This window comes from Klebsiella sp. 7-CIP_Kleb. (assembly GCF_050378655.1).
GTDB classification, from domain to species: Bacteria; Pseudomonadota; Gammaproteobacteria; order Enterobacterales; family Enterobacteriaceae; genus Klebsiella; species Klebsiella quasipneumoniae.
The window spans coordinates 1-24,363 of sequence record NZ_JBNRLJ010000010.1 but is presented as its reverse complement, the minus strand read 5'-3'; the positions used below and the strand labels follow the sequence as shown (position 1 = coordinate 24,363).

Annotated in this window: 23 protein-coding genes; 8 read left to right on the top strand and 15 right to left on the bottom strand. The window is 55.4% G+C overall.

Annotated features, from left to right (window positions below; all coding sequences use genetic code 11):
* Positions 1-6: 6 nt before the first annotated feature.
* From atpG to asnC, 11 genes are all read right to left on the bottom strand, one after another.
* Positions 7-870, bottom strand: coding sequence for a F0F1 ATP synthase subunit gamma (gene atpG / locus ACQUTI_RS23345; RefSeq protein WP_004144996.1), 864 nt, complete (start codon positions 868-870; stop codon positions 7-9).
* A 50-nt stretch (positions 871-920) separates the two neighbouring features.
* Positions 921-2,462: a F0F1 ATP synthase subunit alpha gene (gene atpA / locus ACQUTI_RS23340; RefSeq protein WP_004144995.1), complete on the bottom strand. Its 1,542-nt coding sequence runs from the start codon at positions 2,460-2,462 to the stop codon at positions 921-923.
* Between the two features lie 12 nt (positions 2,463-2,474).
* Complete coding sequence (atpH, locus tag ACQUTI_RS23335; RefSeq protein ID WP_004202307.1) at positions 2,475-3,008, bottom strand: F0F1 ATP synthase subunit delta; 534 nt, start codon at positions 3,006-3,008, stop codon at positions 2,475-2,477.
* Positions 3,009-3,022: 14 nt separating this feature from the next.
* Positions 3,023-3,493 carry a F0F1 ATP synthase subunit B gene (atpF, locus tag ACQUTI_RS23330; RefSeq protein ID WP_004107293.1) on the bottom strand — a complete coding sequence of 157 codons (471 nt, stop codon included), beginning with the start codon at positions 3,491-3,493 and terminating at the stop codon, positions 3,023-3,025.
* Positions 3,494-3,543: 50 nt separating this feature from the next.
* Positions 3,544-3,783 carry a F0F1 ATP synthase subunit C gene (gene atpE, locus ACQUTI_RS23325; protein ID WP_000429386.1) on the bottom strand — a complete coding sequence of 80 codons (240 nt, stop codon included), beginning with the start codon at positions 3,781-3,783 and terminating at the stop codon, positions 3,544-3,546.
* A 48-nt stretch (positions 3,784-3,831) separates the two neighbouring features.
* Positions 3,832-4,647: a F0F1 ATP synthase subunit A gene (gene atpB, locus ACQUTI_RS23320; protein WP_004202309.1), complete on the bottom strand. Its 816-nt coding sequence runs from the start codon at positions 4,645-4,647 to the stop codon at positions 3,832-3,834.
* A gap of 8 nt (positions 4,648-4,655) precedes the next feature.
* Positions 4,656-5,036, bottom strand: coding sequence for a F0F1 ATP synthase subunit I (gene atpI, locus ACQUTI_RS23315; RefSeq protein WP_004202310.1), 381 nt, complete (start codon positions 5,034-5,036; stop codon positions 4,656-4,658).
* A gap of 616 nt (positions 5,037-5,652) precedes the next feature.
* A complete protein-coding gene (gene rsmG, locus ACQUTI_RS23310; protein WP_004202311.1) occupies positions 5,653-6,276 on the bottom strand; it encodes a 16S rRNA (guanine(527)-N(7))-methyltransferase RsmG in 624 nt (207 codons plus the stop codon).
* Between the two features lie 115 nt (positions 6,277-6,391).
* Positions 6,392-8,281: a tRNA uridine-5-carboxymethylaminomethyl(34) synthesis enzyme MnmG gene (gene mnmG / locus ACQUTI_RS23305; RefSeq protein WP_004202313.1), complete on the bottom strand. Its 1,890-nt coding sequence runs from the start codon at positions 8,279-8,281 to the stop codon at positions 6,392-6,394.
* A 381-nt stretch (positions 8,282-8,662) separates the two neighbouring features.
* A complete protein-coding gene (gene mioC / locus ACQUTI_RS23300; RefSeq protein WP_017899651.1) occupies positions 8,663-9,103 on the bottom strand; it encodes an FMN-binding protein MioC in 441 nt (146 codons plus the stop codon).
* A 99-nt stretch (positions 9,104-9,202) separates the two neighbouring features.
* A complete protein-coding gene (gene asnC, locus ACQUTI_RS23295) occupies positions 9,203-9,661 on the bottom strand; it encodes a transcriptional regulator AsnC (protein WP_002882510.1) in 459 nt (152 codons plus the stop codon).
* Between the two features lie 151 nt (positions 9,662-9,812).
* Between asnC and asnA the strand changes: the two genes are divergently transcribed.
* On the top strand, positions 9,813-10,805 hold the full coding sequence (gene asnA / locus ACQUTI_RS23290) for an aspartate--ammonia ligase (RefSeq protein WP_004202316.1): 993 nt from the start codon (positions 9,813-9,815) through the stop codon (positions 10,803-10,805).
* Positions 10,806-10,808: 3 nt separating this feature from the next.
* Here the strand turns inward: asnA and viaA are convergent, their stop codons facing one another.
* Positions 10,809-12,257, bottom strand: coding sequence for an ATPase RavA stimulator ViaA (viaA, locus tag ACQUTI_RS23285; RefSeq protein WP_428923380.1), 1,449 nt, complete (start codon positions 12,255-12,257; stop codon positions 10,809-10,811).
* A complete protein-coding gene (ravA, locus tag ACQUTI_RS23280) occupies positions 12,254-13,753 on the bottom strand; it encodes an ATPase RavA (RefSeq protein ID WP_004202318.1) in 1,500 nt (499 codons plus the stop codon). Before ravA ends, viaA begins: the two co-directional genes overlap by 4 nt.
* Before the next feature lie 217 nt (positions 13,754-13,970).
* Between ravA and kup the strand changes: the two genes are divergently transcribed.
* The 7 genes from kup (at position 13,971) to rbsR (ending at position 21,877) form a co-directional block, all read left to right on the top strand.
* Entirely contained in the window at positions 13,971-15,839 is a 1,869-nt protein-coding gene (gene kup, locus ACQUTI_RS23275; protein WP_004202319.1) for a low affinity potassium transporter Kup, read from the top strand.
* Positions 15,840-16,024: 185 nt separating this feature from the next.
* Positions 16,025-16,444: a D-ribose pyranase gene (gene rbsD / locus ACQUTI_RS23270; RefSeq protein WP_004202320.1), complete on the top strand. Its 420-nt coding sequence runs from the start codon at positions 16,025-16,027 to the stop codon at positions 16,442-16,444.
* Between the two features lie 10 nt (positions 16,445-16,454).
* On the top strand, positions 16,455-17,960 hold the full coding sequence (gene rbsA, locus ACQUTI_RS23265) for a ribose ABC transporter ATP-binding protein RbsA (RefSeq protein ID WP_004202321.1): 1,506 nt from the start codon (positions 16,455-16,457) through the stop codon (positions 17,958-17,960).
* Positions 17,961-17,965: 5 nt separating this feature from the next.
* Positions 17,966-18,931 (top strand): ribose ABC transporter permease, encoded by a 966-nt coding sequence (gene rbsC / locus ACQUTI_RS23260; protein ID WP_004202322.1) that lies wholly within the window; start codon positions 17,966-17,968, stop codon positions 18,929-18,931.
* A 27-nt stretch (positions 18,932-18,958) separates the two neighbouring features.
* Positions 18,959-19,849, top strand: a complete 891-nt coding sequence (gene rbsB, locus ACQUTI_RS23255; protein WP_004202323.1) for a ribose ABC transporter substrate-binding protein RbsB — start codon at positions 18,959-18,961, stop codon at positions 19,847-19,849.
* 102 nt (positions 19,850-19,951) lie between these two features.
* A complete protein-coding gene (rbsK, locus tag ACQUTI_RS23250) occupies positions 19,952-20,881 on the top strand; it encodes a ribokinase (RefSeq protein ID WP_004202324.1) in 930 nt (309 codons plus the stop codon).
* Between the two features lie 3 nt (positions 20,882-20,884).
* A complete protein-coding gene (gene rbsR, locus ACQUTI_RS23245; RefSeq protein WP_004202326.1) occupies positions 20,885-21,877 on the top strand; it encodes a ribose operon transcriptional repressor RbsR in 993 nt (330 codons plus the stop codon).
* On the opposite strand, the gene mdtD is transcribed toward rbsR, so the two are convergent.
* Positions 21,874-23,271, bottom strand: coding sequence for a multidrug transporter subunit MdtD (mdtD, locus tag ACQUTI_RS23240; RefSeq protein ID WP_065878514.1), 1,398 nt, complete (start codon positions 23,269-23,271; stop codon positions 21,874-21,876). The genes rbsR and mdtD overlap by 4 nt on opposite strands.
* Before the next feature lie 12 nt (positions 23,272-23,283).
* Positions 23,284-23,985: a FadR/GntR family transcriptional regulator gene (locus tag ACQUTI_RS23235; protein WP_004202329.1), complete on the bottom strand. Its 702-nt coding sequence runs from the start codon at positions 23,983-23,985 to the stop codon at positions 23,284-23,286.
* Positions 23,986-24,363 lie beyond the last annotated feature (378 nt).

Genomic DNA, 24,363 nt, shown 5'->3' with positions numbered 1-24,363 from the left:
ACCTGGTTAAACCGCGGCGGCCCCCGAGACGATCTCGGTGAGTTCCTGAGTAATGCTGGCCTGACGAGCTTTGTTGTATACCAACTGCAGCTCTTTAATCAGGCTGCCGCCATTATCGGTCGCGGCTTTCATCGCCACCATACGGGCGGCCTGCTCGCTGGCCAGGTTTTCAACCACGCCCTGATAAACCTGAGACTCGACGTAGCGGCGCAGGAGGGTATCCAGCAGCGCTTTCGGATCGGGCTCATACAGGTAATCCCAGGATTTACGTTTCAGATCAGCGTCTTCTGATGCCGGTAACGGCAGCAGCTGAGTGATCGTCGGAACCTGAGACATGGTGTTAATAAATTTGTTGCTGACAACGTACAGCTTGTCCAGACGGCCTTCATCATAGGCCTGCAACATCACTTTTACCGGGCCGATCAGTTCGGACAGGGATGGGTTATCCCCCATACCGGTCACCTGTGCAACAACGTTGCCGCCAACGGAGTTAAAGAAAGAGACGCCCTTAGAGCCGATCATTGCGAGGTCGCACTGAACGCCTTTATCGGACCATGCTTTCATTTCCGCCAGCAGTTTCTTGAACAGGTTAATGTTCAAGCCGCCGCACAAACCACGGTCGGTCGACACCACCAGGTAGCCCACGCGCTTAACGTCGCGTTCTTCCAGGTAAGGGTGCTTATATTCCAGATTACCGTTCGCAAGGTGACCAATCACTTTGCGCATAGTATCTGCGTAAGGACGGCTGGCCGCCATGCGCTCCTGCGATTTACGCATTTTGGAAGCGGCGACCATCTCCATCGCTTTAGTGATCTTTTGCGTGTTCTGGACGCTTGCGATCTTACTACGTATCTCTTTTGCGCCGGCCATGAGCTTCTCCTCAATGCCTTGCGGCCTGCCCTAAGACAGACCGCCAGACGTTACCAGGACTGGGTTGCTTTGAAGGAATCGAGGATGCCTTTCAGCTTGCCTTCGATTTCGTCGTTATAGCCACCGGACTGGTTAATCTCTTGCATCAGCGGAGCGTGATCACGGTCGACGTAAGCCAGCAGTGCGGCTTCGAAGCTACCGATTTTCGCCAGTTCTACATCAGCCAGATAACCACGTTCTGCTGCGAACAGAACCAGAGACTGCTGCGCGACGGACATCGGCGCATACTGTTTCTGTTTCAGCAGTTCGGTCACTTTCTGACCGTGGTCCAGCTGTTTGCGGGTTGCATCGTCAAGGTCGGATGCAAACTGGGAGAACGCCGCCAGTTCACGATACTGCGCCAGCGCGGTACGGATACCACCGGACAGTTTCTTCATGATCTTGGTCTGCGCTGCACCACCCACACGGGATACCGAGATACCCGGGTTAACCGCAGGACGAATACCGGCGTTGAACAGGTTGGTTTCCAGGAAGATCTGACCATCGGTAATGGAGATTACGTTGGTCGGAACGAACGCGGAAACGTCACCCGCCTGGGTTTCGATAATCGGCAGCGCGGTCAGAGAACCGGTTTTCCCTTTCACTTCACCTTTGGTGAAGGCTTCAACGTATTCGGCGTTAACACGCGCAGCACGCTCCAGCAGACGAGAGTGGAGGTAGAATACGTCACCCGGGAACGCTTCACGTCCTGGCGGACGACGGAGCAGCAGGGAGATCTGACGATAAGCAACAGCCTGTTTAGACAGGTCATCGTAAACGATCAGCGCATCTTCACCGCGGTCGCGGAAGTATTCGCCCATTGCGCAACCGGCGTATGGCGCCAGGTATTGCAGTGCAGCAGATTCGGATGCAGTCGCTACCACCACGATGGTGTTAGCCAGCGCGCCGTGCTCTTCCAGTTTACGCACCACGTTAGAGATGGTGGACGCTTTCTGGCCGATAGCAACATAGACGCACTTGATGCCGGAATCACGCTGGTTGATGATGGCATCGATAGCCAGCGCAGTTTTACCGGTCTGACGGTCGCCGATGATCAGTTCACGCTGACCACGACCGATTGGGATCATGGCGTCAACGGATTTATAACCGGTCTGTACCGGCTGATCGACGGACTGACGTTCGATTACGCCCGGCGCGATCGCTTCAACGGCGGAGAAACCGTCGTTTTCCAGCGGACCTTTACCATCAATTGGCGCGCCCAGGGTGTTAACCACGCGGCCCAGCAGGCCACGACCAACCGGAACTTCCAGGATACGGCCAGTACATTTCACCTTCATGCCTTCGGCGAGGTCAGCGTACGGACCCATCACCACCGCACCGACGGAGTCGCGCTCCAGGTTCAGTGCGATAGCGTAACGGTTACCCGGCAGGGAGATCATCTCACCCTGCATACATTCGGCAAGGCCGTGGATGCGGATAACACCGTCACTTACAGAAACAATAGTACCTTCGTTATGAGCTTCGCTCACAACATTGAACTGAGCAATGCGCTGCTTGATCAGTTCGCTGATTTCGGTGGAATTCAGTTGCATGCTCCAGTCCCCTTAAGACTGCAAGACGTCTGCAAGGCGATCAAGACGGCCGCGTACGCTGCCATCAATGACCATATCACCCGCACGGATGATAATACCTGCCATAACAGACTTATCGATTTTGCAATTCAGCTTAACTTTGCGTGACAGACGTTTTTCCATCGCGCTGACGATCCTGGCAAGCTGTTCATCACTCAGTTGGTTGGCAGATATGACTTCTACCTCTGCGATGGCCTCACTGGCCGCGCGCAGGTGAATGAATTGCTCAAGAACGTCCGGGAGCACCTTCAGACGATTATTTTCCGCCATCACCTTAATCAGGTTCTGGCCGTTTTCGTCAAGTTGCTCGCCGCAGATAGCGATAAACGCTTCTGAGAGCGTTTCCGGCGCCAAAGCACCGGAGAGAAGCTCTGCCATTTGATCGTTTTTGGTCACTTCGGCGGCAAACGCCAGCATATCCTGCCAGCGTTCAACACTGTTGTGTTCGACGGCAAAGTCAAAAGCTGCTTTGGCGTAGGGGCGAGCTACCGTTACAAATTCAGACATCAGCCCCTCCCTCCTTACAGTTCAGCGACAAGTTTATCCACGATGTCGCTGTTAGCAGCTTCATCCACGGAACGTTCGATGATCTTCTCGGCGCCAGCAACAGCCAGGATAGCGACCTGCTTACGCAGCTCCTCGCGTGCACGTTTACGCTCAGCATCAATTTCAGCCTGCGCTTGTGCAACGATTTTGGTGCGTTCCTGTTCTGCTTCAGCTTTAGCTTCGTCCAGAATCTGAGAGCGGCGCTTGTTCGCCTGCTCAATGATTACCTGGGCTTCCGCTTTCGCTTTTTTCAGCTGGTCGGTCGCGTTGGCCTGTGCAAGGTCCAAATCTTTCTTAGCGCGTTCTGCAGAAGCTAAACCGTCAGAAATCTCTTTCTGGCGTTTTTCGATGGCAGCCATTAAAGGCGGCCATACGTACTTCATGCAGAACCATACGAAGATAACAAACGCGATGGCCTGGCCGAGGATTGTTGCGTTCATGTTCACAGCACAATACCTCTTTAATTAACTCTGTGGCTTAGGTTTCTAACAACTTACTACGCGACGGCGAACATCACGTACAGACCCAGACCTACAGCGATCATCGGGATAGCATCCACCAGACCCATAACGATAAAGAACTGAGTACGCAGCAGAGGGATCAGATCCGGCTGACGCGCTGCGCCTTCCAGGAATTTACCTCCGAGGATGCCGATACCGATCGCAGCACCGATTGCCGCCAGACCCATCATCACAGCGGCAGCCATGTACAGCAGATCCATATTCAGGTTTTCCATGACAGTCTCCAGTTTGTTTCAGTTAAAACGTAGTAGTGTTGGTAAAAATCAATGCTCTTCAGACGCCATCGACAGATAGACAATCGTCAGAACCATGAAGATGAAGGCTTGCAGCGTAATAATCAGGATGTGGAAAATGGCCCAAGGCACATTCAGAACCCACTGTGACCACCACGGCAACAGACCAGCAATCAGAATGAAAATCAGCTCACCGGCATACATGTTGCCGAACAGTCGCAGACCGAGAGAGACCGGTTTGGACAGCAGGCTTACCCCTTCAAGGATTAAGTTGACAGGAATGAACGCCCAGTGATTGAACGGCTGCATGGTCAGTTCTTTAACGAACCCACCCACGCCTTTCATTTTGATGCTGTAGAAAAGAATCAGGATGAACACGCCAAGCGCCATCGACAGGGTGATGTTCACGTCAGCAGACGGAACCACGCGCAGTGCAGGCAGGCCGAAAATGTGTTCGCCGATATAAGGAAGCAGGTCGATTGGCAGCAGGTCCATCAGGTTCATCAGGAAGACCCAGACGAACACGGTCAGCGCCAGCGGCGCGATAACCTTGCTCTTGCCATGGTACATGTCTTTGACGCTACCATGGACGAAGCCGATGATCATTTCGATGAAGGTCTGGAATTTCCCTGGTACGCCGCTGGTCGCTTTCTTAGCAACGCTACGGAACATGGCCAGGAACAGCAGACCGAGAACCACCGAGAAGAACATGGAGTCAATGTTGAGCGTCCAGAAGGTGGCCGGGGGGTTGTGCGGATCCACCAGCGAGAAAGTACGCAGGTCAATCTGAAGGTTGTTCAGATGGTGACCTATGTATTCCTGCGGCGTCATATTTTCTGAAGCCATGATGCCTTTTACCCTTTGTTGTTGATTACAGCTGGCGCCAGAACTTGTACCACCAGCACCAAAACCCACGTCACGATCAGTGGCAAAAATACCACTTTTAAAACGGCCAGCGCCACCGCCAGGAGGGCGAAGGTCAGCAACACCTTGAAGGCTTCACCGAAGGCGAAGGTCCAGGCCACACGGCCTTTTGCTGGTGTATGCGCCTGATGACGCCAGGCAAAAATCATAAACATCAGATTTGGCAAAACCACTGCCAAACCGCCGCATACCGCGGAAATGCCCCAGAAGGGGTCTTTGAGGCTGAACAGCAGTCCACTTGCCATTACTGCCAGTAACTGAATAAACAGAAGCTTGCGAGCAACGTTTCGACTCAAGAGCGACACTGACATCACGTTTTTACTCCTGCTCCCTTTGAGGTATGTCGCGTGTCGTATAAAACGTCCTTTAAGACGAAGAGTCAAGCATCAAAAAGCGGACAAATTATACGGTGACGCCCCGTGATTTCAAACAATAAGTAGCAAAATAGTGAATAAATGTTTAATTATTTTCCAACGGACAACTTTCCGCGCATTTCAGCGTTCTGTGAGCGGTCATACAAAACTGCAAATAACGTGGAAACACGGCAATTAAAGCGTGCATTAGATCACATAATAAACATTTCAAGCGCCCTTTAATGAATCAAGGACATAAAACACTATTTTTCATGCTTTTGATATTCAAGATAAAAAGTGAGGACATTATCTAAAACAACCCCACATACAATAAAAACCTTTTATTGACATTTATAATAAAAATTTAACATCGCTATGCTGTTTATCGTTGTCGATTTTTAGCACCCTGATATTTTCAAAGTTGACTATTTTGTCAGTGAATCAGTTACGCTAAGTTAACCGCAAGAAAAACCATAGTAAAAACATGGTTAAATGCAGCCCGATTAGAACGGGAGGTGTCCTTTATTTTTGTAACATTCACGGGCCACATTTTTTCCACATTTTTTGATAAAAATTAACTCGATTTTGGCGTAATCACCACCAGGTGCCGCTCCCCTTCCAGCTGAGGAACATGTAGCTCAATGACCTCGGCTATGGCATACCCTTCCGGCAGGTTTTCCATTTCGTCTTTTTGCGCTAACCCTTTGAGCGCATAGAAGTGACCGTTCGCGGCCGGCAAATGATGGCACCAGCTCACCATATCATTAAGCGATGCGAAGGCGCGGCTTATCACGCCATCAAACGGCGGCTCAGCCGGGAAAGCTTCCACGCGGCTCTGCACCGGGGTAACGTTATCCAGCTTCAGCTCATGCTGCACCTGACGCAGGAAGCGCACGCGTTTGCCAAGGCTGTCCAGCAGGGTGAAATGCGACTCCGGGCGCACGATAGCCAACGGGATCCCAGGCAGCCCCGGTCCCGTACCGACATCGATAAAGCGCGAGCCCTGCAGATAAGGCGCGACGACGATGCTGTCCAGGATATGACGCACCAGCATCTCATTTGGATCGCGAACGGAGGTCAGGTTATAGGCTTTGTTCCACTTATCGAGCAGCCCGACGTAAGCCACCAGCTGATTTTTCTGGTGATCGGTGAGCAAAATACCCGCTTCATCCAGCAGACGAGAAAGTTTGTTGAGCACGGTAAGTACCTTCAAAAAATAATGAGCCCGGAGGCGCTAACGCTTACCGGGCCAGGAATGATAAAGGCGAACGCTGATTATGCAACTGGGAAATCAGCGCGGCAGGCTGCCGCAATCAGGCGCTGCGACGCAGCATCCCCTGCTTTTTCAACCAAACCAGCAAAATAGAGATCGCCGCCGGGGTGATCCCGGAAATACGTGACGCCTGCCCTATCGACGACGGTTTATGGTCGTTTAGTTTAGCGATCACTTCATTAGACAGTCCGGTGACCTGACGGTAGTCGAGTGTCGCCGGTAACAAGGTATTCTCGTTGCGCTGCTGTTTCTCGATCTCATCCTGCTGGCGCGCGATATAGCCTTCATACTTCACCTGGATCTCAACCTGCTCAGCCGCCTGCCGATCTTCCAGCCCCGGCGCGAACGGCGAGAGCTGAACCAGCTGCTCGTAGGTCATTTCCGGACGACGCAGCAGATCTTCACCGCTGGCTTCGCGCGACAGCGGCGCGGTCAGGTGAGCGTTCACTTCGTTAGCGCTCTCAGCCTGAGGGTTCACCCAGGTCGATTTCAGGCGCTGGCGTTCACGCTCAATGCTTTCCAGCTTCTCGTTGTAACGCGCCCAGCGTTCATCATCCACCAGACCCAGTTCACGCCCCTGCTCAGTCAGACGCAGGTCGGCGTTGTCTTCGCGCAGCATCAGACGATATTCAGCACGAGAGGTAAACATGCGGTACGGTTCTTTGGTACCCAGAGTACACAGGTCATCCACCAGCACGCCGAGGTAGGCCTGATCGCGACGCGGTGCCCAGCCCTCTTTTTCCGCCGAGAAACGAGCTGCGTTAAGACCGGCCAGCAGACCCTGAGCCGCAGCTTCTTCATAACCGGTGGTGCCGTTGATCTGACCGGCGAAGAACAGACCCTGAATGAATTTGCTCTCGAGCGTCGGCTTCAGATCGCGCGGGTCGAAGAAATCGTACTCAATAGCGTAGCCAGGACGGACGATCCGCGCATTCTCCATCCCCTGCATCGAGCGGACGATTTGCATTTGCACATCGAACGGCAGGCTGGTGGAGATGCCGTTCGGATAAATTTCGTTTGAGGTCAGGCCTTCCGGTTCGAGGAAGATCTGATGTTGGTTGCGATCGGCAAAACGCATGACTTTGTCTTCGATCGACGGGCAGTAGCGTGGACCGATCCCTTCGATCACCCCGGCGTACATGGGGCTGCGATCGAGGTTATTGCGGATCACGTCATGGGTTTTCTCGTTAGTGTGGGTGATATAGCACGGCACCTGACGCGGATGCTGATCGGCAGATCCCATAAACGAGAAGACCGGCATTGGGTTATCGCCATGCTGTTGCGCCAGCACGCTGAAATCGATGGTGCGCGCGTCAATGCGCGGCGGGGTTCCGGTTTTCAGCCGGCTGACGCGCAGCGGCAGTTCACGCAGGCGACGAGACAGCGGGATCGACGGCGGATCGCCGGCGCGTCCGCCGCTGTAGTTATCCAGACCAATATGGATTTTGCCGTCAAGGAAGGTCCCGACGGTCAGTACCACCGCTTTGGCTCGGAATTTGAGGCCCATCTGGGTGACCGCACCTACGACACGATCGTTTTCGACAATCAGATCTTCCACTGCCTGCTGGAAGATCATCAGGTTCGGCTGGTTCTCCAGCGCAGTGCGTACCGCCTGACGGTACAGCACGCGGTCAGCCTGGGCGCGAGTGGCGCGCACCGCGGGGCCTTTGCTGGCGTTTAGTATCCTAAACTGAATGCCTGCCTGATCGATCGCTTTGGCCATCAGACCGCCGAGCGCGTCCACTTCTTTTACCAGGTGTCCTTTCCCAATGCCGCCAATCGCCGGGTTGCAGCTCATCTGCCCCAGCGTGTCGATATTGTGTGTCAAAAGCAGGGTCTGTTGACCCATACGCGCTGCGGCCATTGCGGCCTCAGTGCCTGCGTGACCCCCGCCAATGATAATGACGTCAAAAGGATCCTGATAAAACATGGTGGTCTGCCTCGCATAACGCGGTTTGAAAATGGATTGAAGCCCGGGCCGTGGATTCTACTCGGCTTTGGTCTTTTGAGAAAGACTCCGGGATCCTGAGTATTAAAAAGAAGATCTTTATATAGAGATCTGTTCTATTGTGATCTCTTATTAGGATCGACTCTCTTTGTGGATAAGTCGGATCCACGAAGTAAGATCAAAAGCTTAAGAAGGATCACTATCTGTGAATGATCGGTGATCCTGGTCCGTATAAGCTGGGATCAGAATGAAGGGTTATGCACAGCTCAAAAACCATACTCCGGTTATTCTTTGGATAACTACCGGTTGATCCAAGCTTTTAAGCATGGTTATCCACAGAAGAACGGACGATCTTTACAATTCTCAGAGCAAATTTTTCCAGGATCCCAGCCAGATTTCCGCCGGATCCTCCGGAATTTCATGTTCCAGCACGTTGATCTTCAGGGTCTCGCCGATCTGTTTTGCCCCGCAGGCCTTCAGCGCCGCTTCTAATTTATCGATCGCGCCGCAAAAAGTGTCGTATTCACGGCTGCCGATCCCGATGGCGCCAAAGCGCACGGCGGAAAGATCGGCCTGCTGCGCCAGCAGTGCGTCATAGAAGGGAACCAGGTTGTCGGGAATGTCGCCGGCGCCATGGGTGGAAGAGATAACTAACCAGATCCCTTGCGCCTGCAGATCGTCCACCAGCGGGCCGTGCTGGATTTCAGTGCTGTAGCCTGCTTCTTCCAGCTTTTCTGCCAGATGCTCCGCTACGTATTCCGCACTGCCCAGGGTGCTGCCGCTGATAAGTGTAATGTCTGCCATAGATCGCCGATCGCCCGCTCAACTGTTCAGAGTGGCGTATTGTACGCTGTGAGCGAGCTGGGATCTACCTGTGGAAAAATGTGGGATTAAAAAAAACGATCAGGGCTTAATGGTGCGCATGATCGGGTTCTGCAGCACGATCAGGGTTTCAGTGGACTGAATTTCATCAATTGTTTGGATCTTGTTGATAAGTACCTGCTGCAGGGCATCGATGGATTTACACATCACCTTAATAAAGATGCTGTAGTGACCGGTGGTGTAGTAAGCCTCGGTCACCTCCTCCAGGCTTTCCAGGCGGGCGAGGGCGGAGGGATAGTCTTTGGCGCTCTTGAGAATAATGCCGATGAAGCAGCCGACGTCATAGCCCAGCTGTTTGGGGCTGACGTCAATGCGCGCGCCAGTAATGATGCCCGCCTGTTTCATCTTTTCGACGCGCACATGAATAGTGCCCGGGCTGACGCTGAATTGTTTGGCCAGTTCGGCATAGGCGGTACGGGCGTTGGCCATGAGCGCATCGAGAATGCCGCGGTCCAGATTGTCGATCTGATAATTTTCCATATCTTTTTCTTATGAAGTTTGACGGTTCTTACTATTTTAGCTCTATATTTTGTTGAATTAAAAGTTGACGAGCCTTTTTATTGATTGATTATTGTATTGGCGGCCTGTTTTGTTGCTTAATCAATGGCAACAGGACGCAGGAGTCATAAAAATGAAAACCGCTTATATCGCAAAACAACGCCAGATCAGTTTCGTTAAATCCCATTTTTCCCGTCAGCTGGAAGAGAAGCTTGGCCTGATTGAAGTCCAGGCGCCAATCTTAAGCCGCGTGGGCGATGGGACGCAGGATAACTTGTCCGGCTGCGAGAAAGCGGTTCAGGTGAAAGTGAAAACACTGCCCGACGCCCAGTTCGAAGTGGTTCATTCGCTGGCGAAATGGAAGCGTCAAACCCTGGGACAACACGACTTCAGCGCGGGCGAAGGGCTGTACACGCACATGAAGGCCCTTCGCCCCGATGAAGACCGTCTTACGCCGATCCACTCCGTCTATGTCGACCAGTGGGACTGGGAGCGGGTGATGGGGGATGAAGAGCGCCACGTCGGCACGCTGAAGGCGACCGTCGAAGCGATCTACGCCGGGATCAAAGCCACCGAGCTGGCGGTCAGCCAGGAATTTGGCCTGACACCGTTCCTGCCGGAACAGATCCACTTTGTTCACAGCCAGGCGCTGCTGAGTCGCTATCCGGATCTTGATGCCAAAGGCCGCGAGCGAGCGATTGCCAAAGAGCTGGGCGCCGTCTTCTTAATCGGCATCGGCGGCAAACTCTCTGATGGCAAGCGCCATGATGTACGTGCCCCGGATTATGATGACTGGAGCACTGAGGTTTCTGAAGGCTTTGCCGGACTGAACGGCGATATCCTGGTGTGGAACCCGGTGCTGGAAGATGCGTTCGAGATCTCATCAATGGGGATCCGCGTTGATGCCGCGGCGCTAAAACGCCAGCTGGCGCTGACTGGCGACGAAGATCGCCTGCAACTGGAGTGGCACCAGGCGCTGCTGCGCGGCGAGATGCCGCAGACTATCGGCGGCGGCATTGGCCAGTCTCGCCTGACGATGCTGCTGCTGCAGCTCGACCATATCGGCCAGGTGCAGTGCGGCGTATGGCCGGCACAGGTTCGCGAAAGCGTTCCCGCGCTGCTGTAACGATTAGCGCCGCCAGCGTCGCAGCAGGCGGCTACGCAACCCGGTATCAAAGCGCCAGATATGATCGAAGATGCGCATGATGCCGGGTTTGCCGTGTACCGACATCGCCACCGCGTGAAAACGGTGCTGATGTTTTCGCTGTAGCTCCCCCACCTGCGCAATCACCTCATCCGGCAACCGCTGGGCAATAAAGTCGGAGATCACCACGGCATCCGCATCCACCCACTGCGGGTTTTGCAGACGTTCAATAATGGCGCGAAAACAGCTGGCCAGATCGGTGCCGCCGCGAAAGCGCTGGCTCAGAAAGCGGATCGCCTGCTCCAGGCCGCCCTCGCAGGTCAGTTCGTAGTGCACCACTTCGCTGGAGAACAGCATAATAAAGCAGCGGCGGTTATCCGCCAGCGCGACGCGCATCAGGGCCAGACAAAAGGCTTTGGCGCACTGCTCGTTAAAACCGCCCATCGATCCTGAGGTATCGACGCAGACAATAAAGGGCCCGCGAGGCTGTTCATCAAAATCCTGCCGCGTCACCGGGCGTTCGGTGATTTTTTCGCGCCAGGCGTCACCGTGCAGCCGGTAAGTCAGGAGCTGTTTCTCCACCAGCTTGCGATAAAATTCAAACTCCAGCTCCGTGATGCCGAGCGTCGCCAGCTCCGGCGGCAGCAGGCGCAGAATGTCATCGCTCTGCTGGAGGCCGTCGACCTGTTCCGGCACCGTCGCTGGCTCGCGCACCAGACTACGGAAGGTCTCCATCGGCGCGTCTTTCTTCGGCACGGATTTCGCTTCCCGTGAACGCCCCAGCTGTTCCGCCAGCTGCAGCAGCTCCGGCTGCTGGTTAAGAAAATCGCCATAGCGCACAATCAGCTGATAGTCGCCACGTTTCAGTTCGCCGGCACTCATATCCCACAGGCGTCCGGCGGCGGTGTCATTCTCCGCCAGCACCGGATCGAGCTGACCGCTGAGTGTCATTCGTTCCTGGACCTCACTGAGCAACTGATCGCGCTCCTCATCCAGCAACTGCTGATTAAGGCTGGTGGCTTGCACCACCAGGCTCAGGCGCCAGCGCTGTAAAAACAGCGTATGCAGCGCCGGGGTAAAGGTAGCATTGTCGTCCACCAGCTTCTGCGCCTGGGCGGCAAAAGGGGACTGGAGCTGGTGCAGCTTGCCGAGGATCTGCGGTAGCTGGACGATAAACTGTGAGGTAGAGAGCAGTTGAGCCTGCTGATAGGTTTGTACTTCGGCGTCCAGACCCGGCGGGATGTTAACCTCTTTTAAGCGGGCGCGAACGGCTTCCCGCCAGCGCGGAATATCCGCCGCGATGATGTTTTTCAGGCGGGGAAATTTCTCAAAGAAAACCGCCAGCTGCGGAGAGGCCAGCAGCGCCAGCAGCATCTCCTCGATCATTCCCTCTTCGCTGACTGCCAGCATGACATTCAGCATATCCAGCGTCATGGCTGCTTCGCCTGTTTAATCTGCGCGCCGACGTCCTGCAGGCTGGCTTCGATTCTTCCCAGCCACTCGACCGGGATAAACAGGCACTTCTGCTGCTCGCTGAAGCGGTTATGTTGCTGGTGCCACTCATCGTCCAGCGCCTCCAGCTGCTGGCGAATTTCCGCCGGCATGTTCTCCTGCGACGCGCTGCCGGGCAGCGCGAGGCGTGAGCCCTGCAGGCTGACGTCGCGAACGACCAGATGCTGGCTGGTGTCGACATCCATATTGAGCAGTTGGGCAAAGCCGATCCCGTTGAGCTTGCCGCGGATCTCGCCGCCTTTTTCCAGCCAGCTGGCTAACGCTTCGCGCTCAAAAGTAATGTGGATCACTTCCATATCGTGAAGTTTGAGCGGCTGCTGCAGCAGCAGGGTCAGGGTGGATCCCTGGATCTCCGCCGGCAGCTCATAGTGCGGCTTGCGGCTAAACATGCCGCCAAGGCGGGTGACCTTTAGCGCCGTTTTGTCACTTTGCTGCTGTTGGATTTGAATGCGTCGCTGCACAATCGCCCCGAGCCGCGTCAGCATTGCCTGCTGCTGCCAGGCGTGGCAGGTCATCAGCGTTTCCAGCTGCTGCGACATCAGGTGCATGCTCTCGACGTTGTGCCACAGACAATCTTTCAGCAGGATAAGATCTATCGGCGCGATGCTGTCGCGGCCGCTGAAGAAGGCGCTGGCCTGCAGCAGGCGAATGGCCTTTTTCCAGCGGCGATCTGAAACGTACGGCGCGTTTGGCAGGGCATCCAGCTGCTGGCGCAGCTGGAATATCAGCTCAAACACCGCGTCCGGTAGTTTGATATTGCCGATCTGCTGCTGCCATTGCGTAAACTCCTCGTCGCTTACCTGCAGCGCGCTGGGCACCGGATTGCTGTTTTCATCCTGCTGGCTGACCAGCATCGAACGGAAATTTCCTTTATCCTGCACTTTATCAAGCCACAGACGGATCAGCATTCGGTCATACAGCGCTTCCAGGCTGCTGTCGGCTTCGGGGAGTTCGTTCGAGGCGGCCACCAGCAGGCGCATTGGGATTTTCTCTTCGTGAGCGCCATTGCGGAAGTGACGTTCGTTAATCGCCGTCAGCAGGGTGTTGAGGATAGCCGGACCCGCTTTCCATATTTCATCGAGGAACACGATTTCTGCTTCCGGCAGGTAGCCGGCGGTTAAACGCTCGTAGCGCCCTTCATCTTTCAGCGCCTGAATGGACAGTGGGCCAAAAACCTCTTCCGGGGTGGAAAAGCGGGTCATCAGGTATTCAAAAGCGCGCGCCTGCTGGAAGGCGAACTTGAGGCGGCGGGCAATCAGGCTTTTGGCGATCCCCGGCGGACCGAGCAAAAATACGCTCTCGCCGCTGAGCGCCGCCAGCAGGCACAGGCGTATCGCGTGGCTGCGTTCAAAGAGTCCTTTTTCGAGTGCCGCGCTGAGTCGGGAAATTCTTTCAGCCAGTAAATGTGTTTGAGCCATAATTGAGTTGCGTGCTTTGTCATGTATCGTTATTGGGACGAGTATAGATGTTAGAGCAGGGGCGGTAATAGCCTGAAGAATCGATTTATTTTTTTTGAGCCAGGTTAATATGGTGTCTGTTAGGGGTACGATTTCACAAATAATCGTGCATACTGTGCGCTTTTTGTGGGCCAAGGGACTAGGCACACATTTGTTTTATAAACGAAAAGACTAGTCTATGAGCACTGATAATAAACAATCGTTGCCGGCGTTAACGCTGGCGGCCATCGGCGTGGTGTACGGTGATATCGGTACCAGTCCACTGTATACCCTGCGTGAATGCCTGTCAGGTCAGTTTGGCTTTGGCGTTGAGCGCGATGCCGTTTTTGGCTTTTTGTCGCTGATTTTCTGGCTGTTAATCTTTACCGTATCGATTAAATACATCACCTTCGTGATGCGGGCGGATAACGCCGGGGAAGGCGGGATCTTAACGCTGATGTCACTGGCCGGACGCAATACCTCGGCGCGGATGACCTCTGTGCTGGTGATCCTCGGCCTGATCGGCGGCAGTTTCTTCTATGGCGAAGTGGTGATAACCCCGGCGATTTCGGTCATGTCGGCGATAGAGGGGTTAGAAATTATCGCCCCGCAGCTCGATAGCTGGATTGTGCCGATCTCCATTATCGTGCTTACCCTGCTGTTTATGATCCAGAAGCACGGGACCGGGATGGTCGGCAAGCTGTTTGCGCCGATTATGCTGATCTGGTTCCTGTTGCTGGCGGTGCTTGGCGCGCGAAGCATTTACGCTAACCCGGAAGTTCTGCAGGCGCTGAACCCCTACTGGGCGGTGCACTTCTTCCTGCAGTACAAGACCGTTTCCTTTATTGCGCTTGGCGCGGTGGTGCTGTCGATTACCGGGGTGGAAGCGCTGTACGCCGATATGGGGCACTTCGGCAAACTGCCGATCCGCGTCGCCTGGTTCTCCGTCGTACTGCCTTCGCTGGTGCTGAACTATTTTGGCCAGGGGGCATTGCTGCTTAAGCATCCGGAAGCGATTAAAAACCCGTTCTTCCTGCTGGCGCCGGAGTGGGCGCTGATCCCGATGCTGATTATCGCCACGCTGGCGACGGTTATCGCCTCGCAGGCGGTGATCTCCGGGGTCTTCTCCTTAACCCGTCAGGCGGTGCGTCTGGGCTATCTGTCGCCGATGCGCATCATCCACACCTCGGAAATGGAGTCCGGGCAGATCTATATCCCGTTTATTAACTGGCTGCTGTATGTCTCGGTAGTGATCGTCATCGTCAGCTTCGAGCACTCCTCTAACCTGGCGGCGGCGTACGGTATCGCGGTAACGGGCACCATGGTGCTGACCTCCATCCTGTCGGCAACGGTGGCGCGCAAAAACTGGCACTGGAATAAGCTGTTCGTTGGGCTGATGCTGGTGGCCTTCTTGTGCATTGATGTTCCGCTGTTCTCGGCAAACCTCGATAAGATTGTCTCCGGCGGCTGGCTGCCGTTGTCCCTGGGTCTGGTGATGTTTACGGTGATGACCACCTGGAAGAGCGAGCGCTTCCGCCTGCTGCGTCGGATGCACGAGCACGGCAACTCGCTGGAAGCGATGATCTCTTCACTGGAGAAATCGCCGCCGGTGCGCGTCCCGGGCACCGCGGTGTATATGTCCCGGGCCCTGAACGTGATCCCGTTTGCCCTGCTGCATAACCTGAAGCACAACAAGGTGCTGCATGAGCGAGTGATCCTCCTGACCCTGCGCACCGAGGACGCGCCTTACGTGCATAACGTTCGCCGGGTGCAGATTGAGCAGCTGTCGCCCTCGTTCTGGCGGGTGGTGGCCAGCTACGGCTGGCGGGAAACGCCAAATGTCGAAGAGGTGTTCCATCGCTGTGGCCTGGAAGGACTCAGCTGCCGGATGATGGAGACCTCGTTCTTTATGTCCCATGAGTCGTTGATTATCGGCAAACGGCCGTGGTATCTGCGTCTGCGCGGCAAGCTTTATCTGCTGTTGCAGCGTAACGCCCTGCGCGCGCCGGATCAGTTTGAAATCCCGCCAAACCGGGTTATCGAGCTCGGTACTCAGGTCGAAATCTGATGTCAAAAAAGCCCTTCCGTTGCGAAGGGCTTTTTGTTTCTCACTCCGTTTGTCATGTCCTGTCGCTGTCTCGCGAAACGTTTCGATGGCGATCACATTTCTCTCTTCTGGTGATGGTTTTCTGCTCACACATTGATAATAATTATTGTAGCGAAACGTTTCGCTAGTGGAGCAAAAGAGAAAAAATGAAAAAAGGCACCGTACTTAACGCTGATATTTCCGCGGTCATCTCCCGCCTGGGTCACACCGATACGCTGGTGGTCTGCGATGCCGGATTGCCGGTTCCCCGCAGCAGCGCGCGCATCGATATGGCGTTAACCCAGGGCGTACCTTCATTTATGCAGGTTCTGGAAGTGGTGACGACGGAAATGCAGGTTGAAGCGGCTGTCATCGCGGAGGAAATTAAGACGCATAATCCGCAGCTCCACGCGACGTTGCTCAACCATCTTGAGCAGCTGCAGCAGCACCAGGGAAATACCATTGAAATTCGTTACACCAGTCATGAGCAGTTCAAAAAACAAACCGCAGACAGTCAGGCGGTAATTCGCAGCGGGGAGTGTTCCCCGTTCGCGAATATCATTCTCTGTGCCGGCGTGACGTTCTGAGGTCGCCGTCATGGAAGCCTTATTGCAACTGAAAGGGATCGATAAAGCGTTCCCTGGCGTCAAGGCGCTCTCCGGCGCCTCGCTGAATGTCTATCCTGGCCGGGTGATGGCGCTGGTGGGTGAGAACGGCGCCGGTAAATCCACCATGATGAAAGTGCTGACCGGGATCTACACCCGTGACGCCGGCGCTTTATTATGGCTCGGTAAAGAGACCACCTTTAACGGCCCAAAATCTTCCCAGGAAGCCGGGATCGGCATTATCCATCAGGAACTGAACCTGATCCCGCAGTTGACGATCGCCGAGAACATCTTCCTTGGCCGCGAGTTCGTTAACCGCTTTGGCAAAATCGACTGGAAGCGGATGTATGCCGAAGCCGACAAGCTGCTGGCGAAGCTGAATCTCCGTTTTACCAGCCAGAAGCTGGTGGGCGATCTGTCGATTGGCGATCAGCAAATGGTGGAGATCGCCAAAGTGCTGAGCTTCGAGTCGAAGGTCATCATTATGGATGAACCGACCGACGCGCTGACCGATACCGAAACCGAATCGCTGTTCCGCGTGATCCGCGAACTAAAATCGCAGGGGCGCGGCATCGTCTACATCTCCCACCGCATGAAAGAGATCTTCGAGATTTGCGACGACGTGACCGTGTTCCGCGACGGGCAGTTTATCGCCGAACGCGAGGTCTCTTCGCTGGATGAAGACCGTCTGATCGAAATGATGGTTGGCCGGAAGCTGGAAGATCAGTATCCGCATCTGGCTAAGGCGCCGGGCGCGGTGCGTCTGAAAGTCGATAATCTCTGCGGCCCGGGCGTGGAAAACGTGACCTTTACCCTGCGCCAGGGGGAAATCCTCGGCGTCGCCGGGCTGATGGGCGCCGGGCGGACCGAGCTGATGAAAGTGTTGTATGGCGCACTGCCGCGCAGCAGCGGCTCTGTGACGCTCGACGGTCACGAAGTGGTGACCCGTTCGCCGCAGGATGGTCTGGCGAACGGCATTGTCTATATCTCCGAAGACCGTAAGCGCGACGGCTTAGTGCTCGGGATGTCGGTAAAAGAAAATATGTCCCTGACCGCCTTGCGCTACTTTAGCCGGACGGGAGGGAGCCTCAAGCATAAAGATGAACAGCAGGCGGTCAGTGATTTCATCCGGCTGTTTAACGTGAAAACGCCGTCCATGGAGCAGGCGATCGGCCTGCTCTCCGGCGGCAACCAGCAAAAGGTCGCCATCGCCCGCGGGCTGATGACCCGGCCGAAGGTCCTGATCCTCGATGAGCCGACCCGTGGCGTCGACGTCGGGGCGAAGAAAGAGATCTACCAGCTCATCAATCAGTTCAAAGCCGATGGCCTGAGCATCATTCTGGTCTCCTCCGAGATGCCGGAAGTGTTGGGCATGAGCGATCGCATCATAGTGATGCATGAAGGGCATCTCGGCGGTGAATTCACACGCGAGCAGGCCACCCAGGAAGTATTGATGGCTGCCGCTGTGGGCAAGCTTAACCGTGTGAATCAGGAGTAAGAAAGATGACAACCCAGGCTGTTTCTGGTCGCCGTTATTTCACGAAAGCGTGGCTGATGGAGCAAAAATCGCTGATTGCCCTGCTGGTGCTGATCGCGGTGGTATCGACCATGAGCCCCAACTTTTTTACCGTCAATAACCTGTTCAATATTCTGCAGCAGACCTCCGTTAACGCCATTATGGCGGTAGGGATGACGTTGGTCATACTGACCTCGGGGATCGACCTGTCCGTCGGTTCCCTGCTGGCGCTCACCGGCGCGGTGGCGGCGTCGATCGTTGGCATTGAGGTGAATGCGCTGGTGGCGGTCGCTGCTGCCCTCGCATTAGGTGCGGCGATCGGCGCAGTCACCGGGGTGATTGTGGCGAAAGGCCGCGTGCAGGCTTTCATCGCCACCCTGGTGATGATGCTGCTGCTGCGCGGCGTGACCATGGTGTACACCAACGGCAGCCCGATCAATACCGGCTTTAGCGATAATGCCGATCTGTTCGGCTGGTTTGGTATCGGGCGTCCGCTGGGGATCCCGACGCCGGTATGGATCATGGCGATTGTCTTCCTGGCGGCCTGGTACATGCTGCACCATACTCGCCTGGGCCGTTATATCTATGCCCTTGGCGGTAATGAGGCAGCGACGCGTCTGTCCGGGATTAGCGTCAATAAAGTCAAAATTATCGTTTACGCGTTGTGCGGGATGCTGGCGTCGCTGGCCGGGATTATCGAAGTGGCGCGCCTCTCCTCCGCACAGCCAACGGCCGGGACAGGCTATGAGCTGGACGCCATTGCGGCAGTCGTGCTCGGCGGCACTAGCCTGGCGGGCGGCAAAGGACGCATTGTCGGCACGCTGATTGGCGCGCTGATCCTTGGCTTCCTGAATAATGGTTTGAACCTTTTAGGCGTTTCTTCCTATTACCAGATGATCGTTAAAGCGGTGGTGATTTTGCTGGCGGTACTGGTAGATAACAAAAAGCAGTAACTGAGAACTCTACAGGACATCTTAACTATGAATATGAAAAAACTGGCGACCCTGGTCTCTGCTGTTGCGCTAAGTGCGACCGTTAGCGCGAACGCGATGGCCAAAGACACCATCGCTCTGGTTATCTCTACTCTCAACAACCCGTTTTTCGTGTCTCTGAAAGACGGCGCGCAAAAAGAAGCTGACAAACTGGGCTACAACCTGGTGGTGCTCGATTCCCAGAACAACCCGGCGAAAGAGTTGGCTAACGTTCAGGATTTAACGGTGCGCGGCGCGAAGCTGTTGCTGATCAACCCCACCGACTCTGATGCCGTCGGCAATGCTGTGAAGATGGCGAACCAGGCAAAAATCCCGGTCATCACCCTTGACCGTCAGGCGACAAAAGGCGATGTCGTGAGCCACATCGCCTCTGACAACGTGCAGGGCGGAAAAATGGCGGGCGATTACATCGCGAAAAAGCTGGGTGAAAGTGCGAAAGTTATTGAGCTGCAGGGCATTGCCGGGACTTCCGCGGCGCGCGAGCGTGGCGAAGGCTTCAAACAGGCTGTGGCGGCGCACAAGTTCAATGTTCTGGCCAGCCAGCCGGCCGATTTCGACCGTACCAAAGGGCTGAACGTGATGCAGAACCTGCTGACCGCCCATCCTGACGTCCAGGCGGTGTTCGCGCAGAATGATGAAATGGCGCTCGGCGCCCTGCGCGCGCTGCAGACCGCAGGCAAGTCCGATGTGATGGTGGTTGGATTTGACGGCACTCCGGATGGCGAAAAAGCAGTAAACAGTGGCAAACTGGCGGCGACCGTCGCACAGTTGCCGGAGCAGATCGGCGCGAAAGGCGTTGAGACTGCTGATAAGGTACTGAAGGGCGAAAAAGTGGAGGCTAACTACCCGGTTGAGCTGAAGCTGGTCGTTAAGCAGTAATATGCGATTCGGACTGGCAACGGTCCGAGGGACAATATAAAAAAGAAAAGCAGGGCATGCGCCACCGGATCCCGGTGGCGCGCTTTCCCGGGAACAGAAACGATGAAAACTGCAGGTAAACTTGTCGTCCTTGGCAGCATCAATGCCGATCACATTCTCAACCTTGACGCTTTCCCGACACCGGGTGAAACCGTCACCGGCAACCACTACCAGCTGGCGTTCGGGGGGAAAGGGGCCAACCAGGCGGTGGCCGCCGGGCGCAGCGGGGCGGATATCGCGTTTATCGCCTGCACCGGCGATGACGACATCGGTGAACGCATCCGCCGCCAGCTGGCAAGCGATAAAATCGATGTGGCGCCTGTGCGCGCGGTCGCCGGGGAAGCAACCGGCGTGGCGTTAATCTTCGTTAACGCCGAAGGTGAGAATGTCATCGGTATTCATGCCGGCGCCAATGCGGCATTATCCGTCGCTCAGGTAGAGGCGGAAAAAGCGCGGATCGCCAGCGCGCAGGCGTTGTTGATGCAGCTCGAGTCACCGCTGGAGAGCGTGCTGGCGGCGGCGAAAATCGCCCATCACCATCAGACCACCGTGGTGCTTAATCCCGCGCCAGCGCGTGAACTGTCCGATGAACTGCTGGCGCTGGTGGATATCATTACCCCCAACGAAACCGAAGCGGAAAAGCTGACGGGTATTCGCGTTGAGAGTGACGAGGATGCGGCAAAAGCCGCCGACGTGCTGCATGCCAAAGGCATTGGTACCGTGATGATCACCCTCGGCAGCCGCGGCGTCTGGCTCAGTGCCGAAGGCGAAAGCCGCCGGATCCCAGGGTTTCGTGTGCAGGCTATTGATACTATCGCCGCCGGCGACACCTTCAACGGCGCGCTGGTAACCGCGCTGCTGGAAGGGACCGACCTGCCGGAGGCGATCCGCTTTGCGCATGCCGCGGCGGCGATTGCCGTAACCCGCAAAGGCGCGCAGCCTTCCGTGCCGTGGCGCACAGAGATCGATGAATTTTTAGCGCAACAGGGGTAATGCTTGGCTACGATGAAAGATGTGGCCCGCGTAGCGGGCGTTTCCACATCGACGGTGTCACACGTCATCAATAAGGACCGCTTTGTCAGCGAGGCGATCACCGCCAAAGTCGACGCCGCGATCAAAAGCCTTAACTACGCCCCCTCTGCGCTGGCGCGTAGCCTCAAGCTTAATCAAACCCGCACCATCGGCATGCTGATCACCGCCAGTACCAATCCGTTTTATTCGGAGCTGGTGCGGGGCGTGGAGCGCAGCTGCTTTGAGCGGGGTTATAGTCTCGTACTCTGTAATACGGAAGGTGATGAGCAGCGAATGAATCGTAATCTGGAGACGTTAATGCAAAAACGCGTCGATGGATTACTGCTGCTGTGCACTGAGACCCACCAACCCTCTCCGGAAATTATGCAGCGCTATCCGTCGGTTCCGACGGTCATGATGGACTGGGCGCCGTTTGATGGCGATAGCGATCTGATTCAGGATAACTCGCTGCTCGGTGGTGATATGGCGACCCAGTACCTGATCGATCAAGGGTATTCACACATCGCCTGCATTGCCGGCCCGCTGGATAAAACCCCGGCGCGTCTGCGCCTTGAAGGTTACCATGCCGCGATGGCGCGCTGCGGTCTGCCCGTAGCCGAGGGATACGTGGTGACCAGCGATTTTGAGTTTGGCGGCGGGTTTAGCGCGATGCAGCGGCTGCTGGCGTTGCCGCAGCGGCCGCAGGCGGTGTTTGTCGGTAACGATGCCATGGCGGTTGGCGCTTATCAGGCGTTATACCAGGCCGGGCTGCAGATCCCGCAGGATATGGCGCTGGTGGGTTACGATGATATTGAACTGGCTCGCTATATGACGCCGCCGTTGACCACCATTCATCAACCGAAAGATGAGCTGGGGGAACTGGCCATCGACGTGCTGATCCATCGCATGGCCGACCCGCAGCAAAAACAGCAGCGCGTACAGTTAACCCCGGAGCTGGTGGTCCGCGGTTCCGCTTAGCGTTTGTGCCGCTCGCTAATCAGGTTGCGGCCATCCTTCGCTCTTAACAGCATAAACATCAGCGCCGACACGATGGTTATCACGCCCATGGTAATAAAGGTGTAGTGAAACTGCTCTACGGTGCTGGCGCTGTCAAAACCTTCATAGAAGCGCAGCACCGCAGCGCTGATGGCCACCCCGAGACTGATGGAAAGCTGCTGGGTGACGGCCAGCAGGCTGTTGCCGCTGCTGGCATTGTCATCCGTCAGATCGGCCAGGGTAATGGTATTCATGGCGGTAAACTGCGTGGACATCGCCATCCCCAGCACGAACAGCGGCAGAAGAAGCATCCACAGCGGCATTTCTGGCGACTGCAGCGAGAACTGGGCAATCATAAGGCCAATAAACACGGTGATCCCCACCAGGGTCTTACGATAGCCAAACCAGCGCAGCACCTGGGTAACGGTAGATTTCGCAATAATCGAGCCGATAGCGGTGGGGGCGATCATACAGCCGGCGATAATAGCCGGATAGCCGAAGCCAACCTGTAGCATGAGCGGCATCAGAAACGGCACGCAACCGGTACCCAACCGCGTGGCAAGGTTGCCGGCAATGCCAACCGAGAACGTATGGGTCTTAAATAAAGAGAGCGAGATAAGCGGCGCAGGATGGCGGCGCGCGTGACGGACATAGGCCAGGAGCAATATCAGACTGACGGCGATCACCGCCAGCGCCAGCCATGTCGCCACAATTTTTTCGCCAAACAGTTCAATACCGCTGGAAAATAACACCAGGCTTAAGCCAAATAACAGAAAACCGGTTATATCGAAGCGTCGGCGCGGCGTTGTGAAATTTGGCATGTATTTACGGGCGTACAGAATGCCGATCACGCCGATGGGTATGTTTATCAGGAAAATCCAATGCCAGCTGGCCCAGGTAACAAATACCCCGCCGAGCACCGGACCCAGAATCGGTCCCACCAGTCCTGGCATGGTGACAAAGTTCAGAACCGGCAGCAGTTCGCTGCGCGGATAGGCGCGCAGGAGGGCCAGCCTCGCCACCGGCATCATCATCGCCCCGCCGATCCCCTGAATGACGCGAAAAATGACCAGTTCCGTTAATGAACTGGAGAGCGCGCAGGCGAGGGAGCCGAGAGTAAACAGGCTAACGGCGATGATAAAGACCCGACGCGTGCCGAAGCGATCGGCCAGCCAGCCGCTGACCGGGATCAGCATCGCCACCGTAAGCGTATAGCTGATGATGGCCGACTGCATTGCTAACGGGGAACGATTCAGGCTGTGGGCGATAGCCGGGAGGGCAGTGTTAAGAATGGTGGCATCCAGCGCCTGCATAAAGAAGGCCATCGCCGCAATCCACGGCAGGCCGGCCATGCTGCGCCCTTTTTTTCCGTTCATGCCAAATCCTTGTTATTGATTTACGTGGTGTGGGGCGTTTAGCAGCGCCTGGCAGGCAAGTAAGGCACCCGGCGCATCACTGTTGAGAATGGCATCGACAATCGCCTGGTGGAGATCGAGCTTCACCACTTCATTTTGCGTAATTGATGTGAAGTAAGTGTGGTAGACCGAATGAAATAAAGAAGCGAATGAGCTGAGGAAAGGATTACCGCTCATTTCATAGATATGTTCATGCCAGGCCATATCGACTGCAATCCAGCGATCGCGCTGAAAATGGCGTTTCAGGGCAATCATCTCTTCCATTAGGGTATTGAGCTGCGCTTTCTGCTCTGCGGTGCCGTGGGCGGCGGCGAGAAAACAGGCCTGTGGCTCCAGGCTGCTGCGCATGACGAGAAAGTGGCTCACCACCTCTTCGAAGTTATCTTCTGTTAGCCACCAGGAGAGGAGCTCTTTATCAAGGAAGTTCCAGCTGCTGCGCGGCATGACCCGGGTGCCAATGCGAGGGCGGGGCAGCAGCATGCCTTTTGCAGTGAGTGTCTTCACCGCTTCGCGGACGGCGGTACGACTCACGCCGAACTGCTCCCCTAACTCCATTTCGCCGGGAAGAATGCTTTCCGGCTGATATTCGCCAGTCAGTATTTTTTGGGCGAGCTTCTCGGCCAGTACCCAGGAGATGTTCTTTTGTGCCGCCAGTTGCTGTGCGCTTAAAGACATAAATGCCGTTCCTTTCTTTTCTCTACTCTAACAGTATGCCACCAGGCGCCCCGTTTCGTTGGTTAAAACAGCAAAACGGCGGTTTTTTGCGACATTCCTCGCCGCATTGTTGAAAAAAGAGACGGTTGAAAAGTTTTTTTGCATTTCCCCTTGTCACCTCGGAATTACTCCCTATAATGCGCCTCCACTGACACGGAACAACGGCAAGCAAGCCGCCGGGTCAGCGGGGTTCCGGTGAGAACCTCGCAGAGAAAAGCAAAAATAAATGCTTGACTCTGAATGAGGAAAACGTATTATACGGGACCTCGCGACAGAGCGCTAAAGCGCGTCGCAACTGCTCTTTAACAATTTATCAGACAATCTGTGTGGGCACTCAAA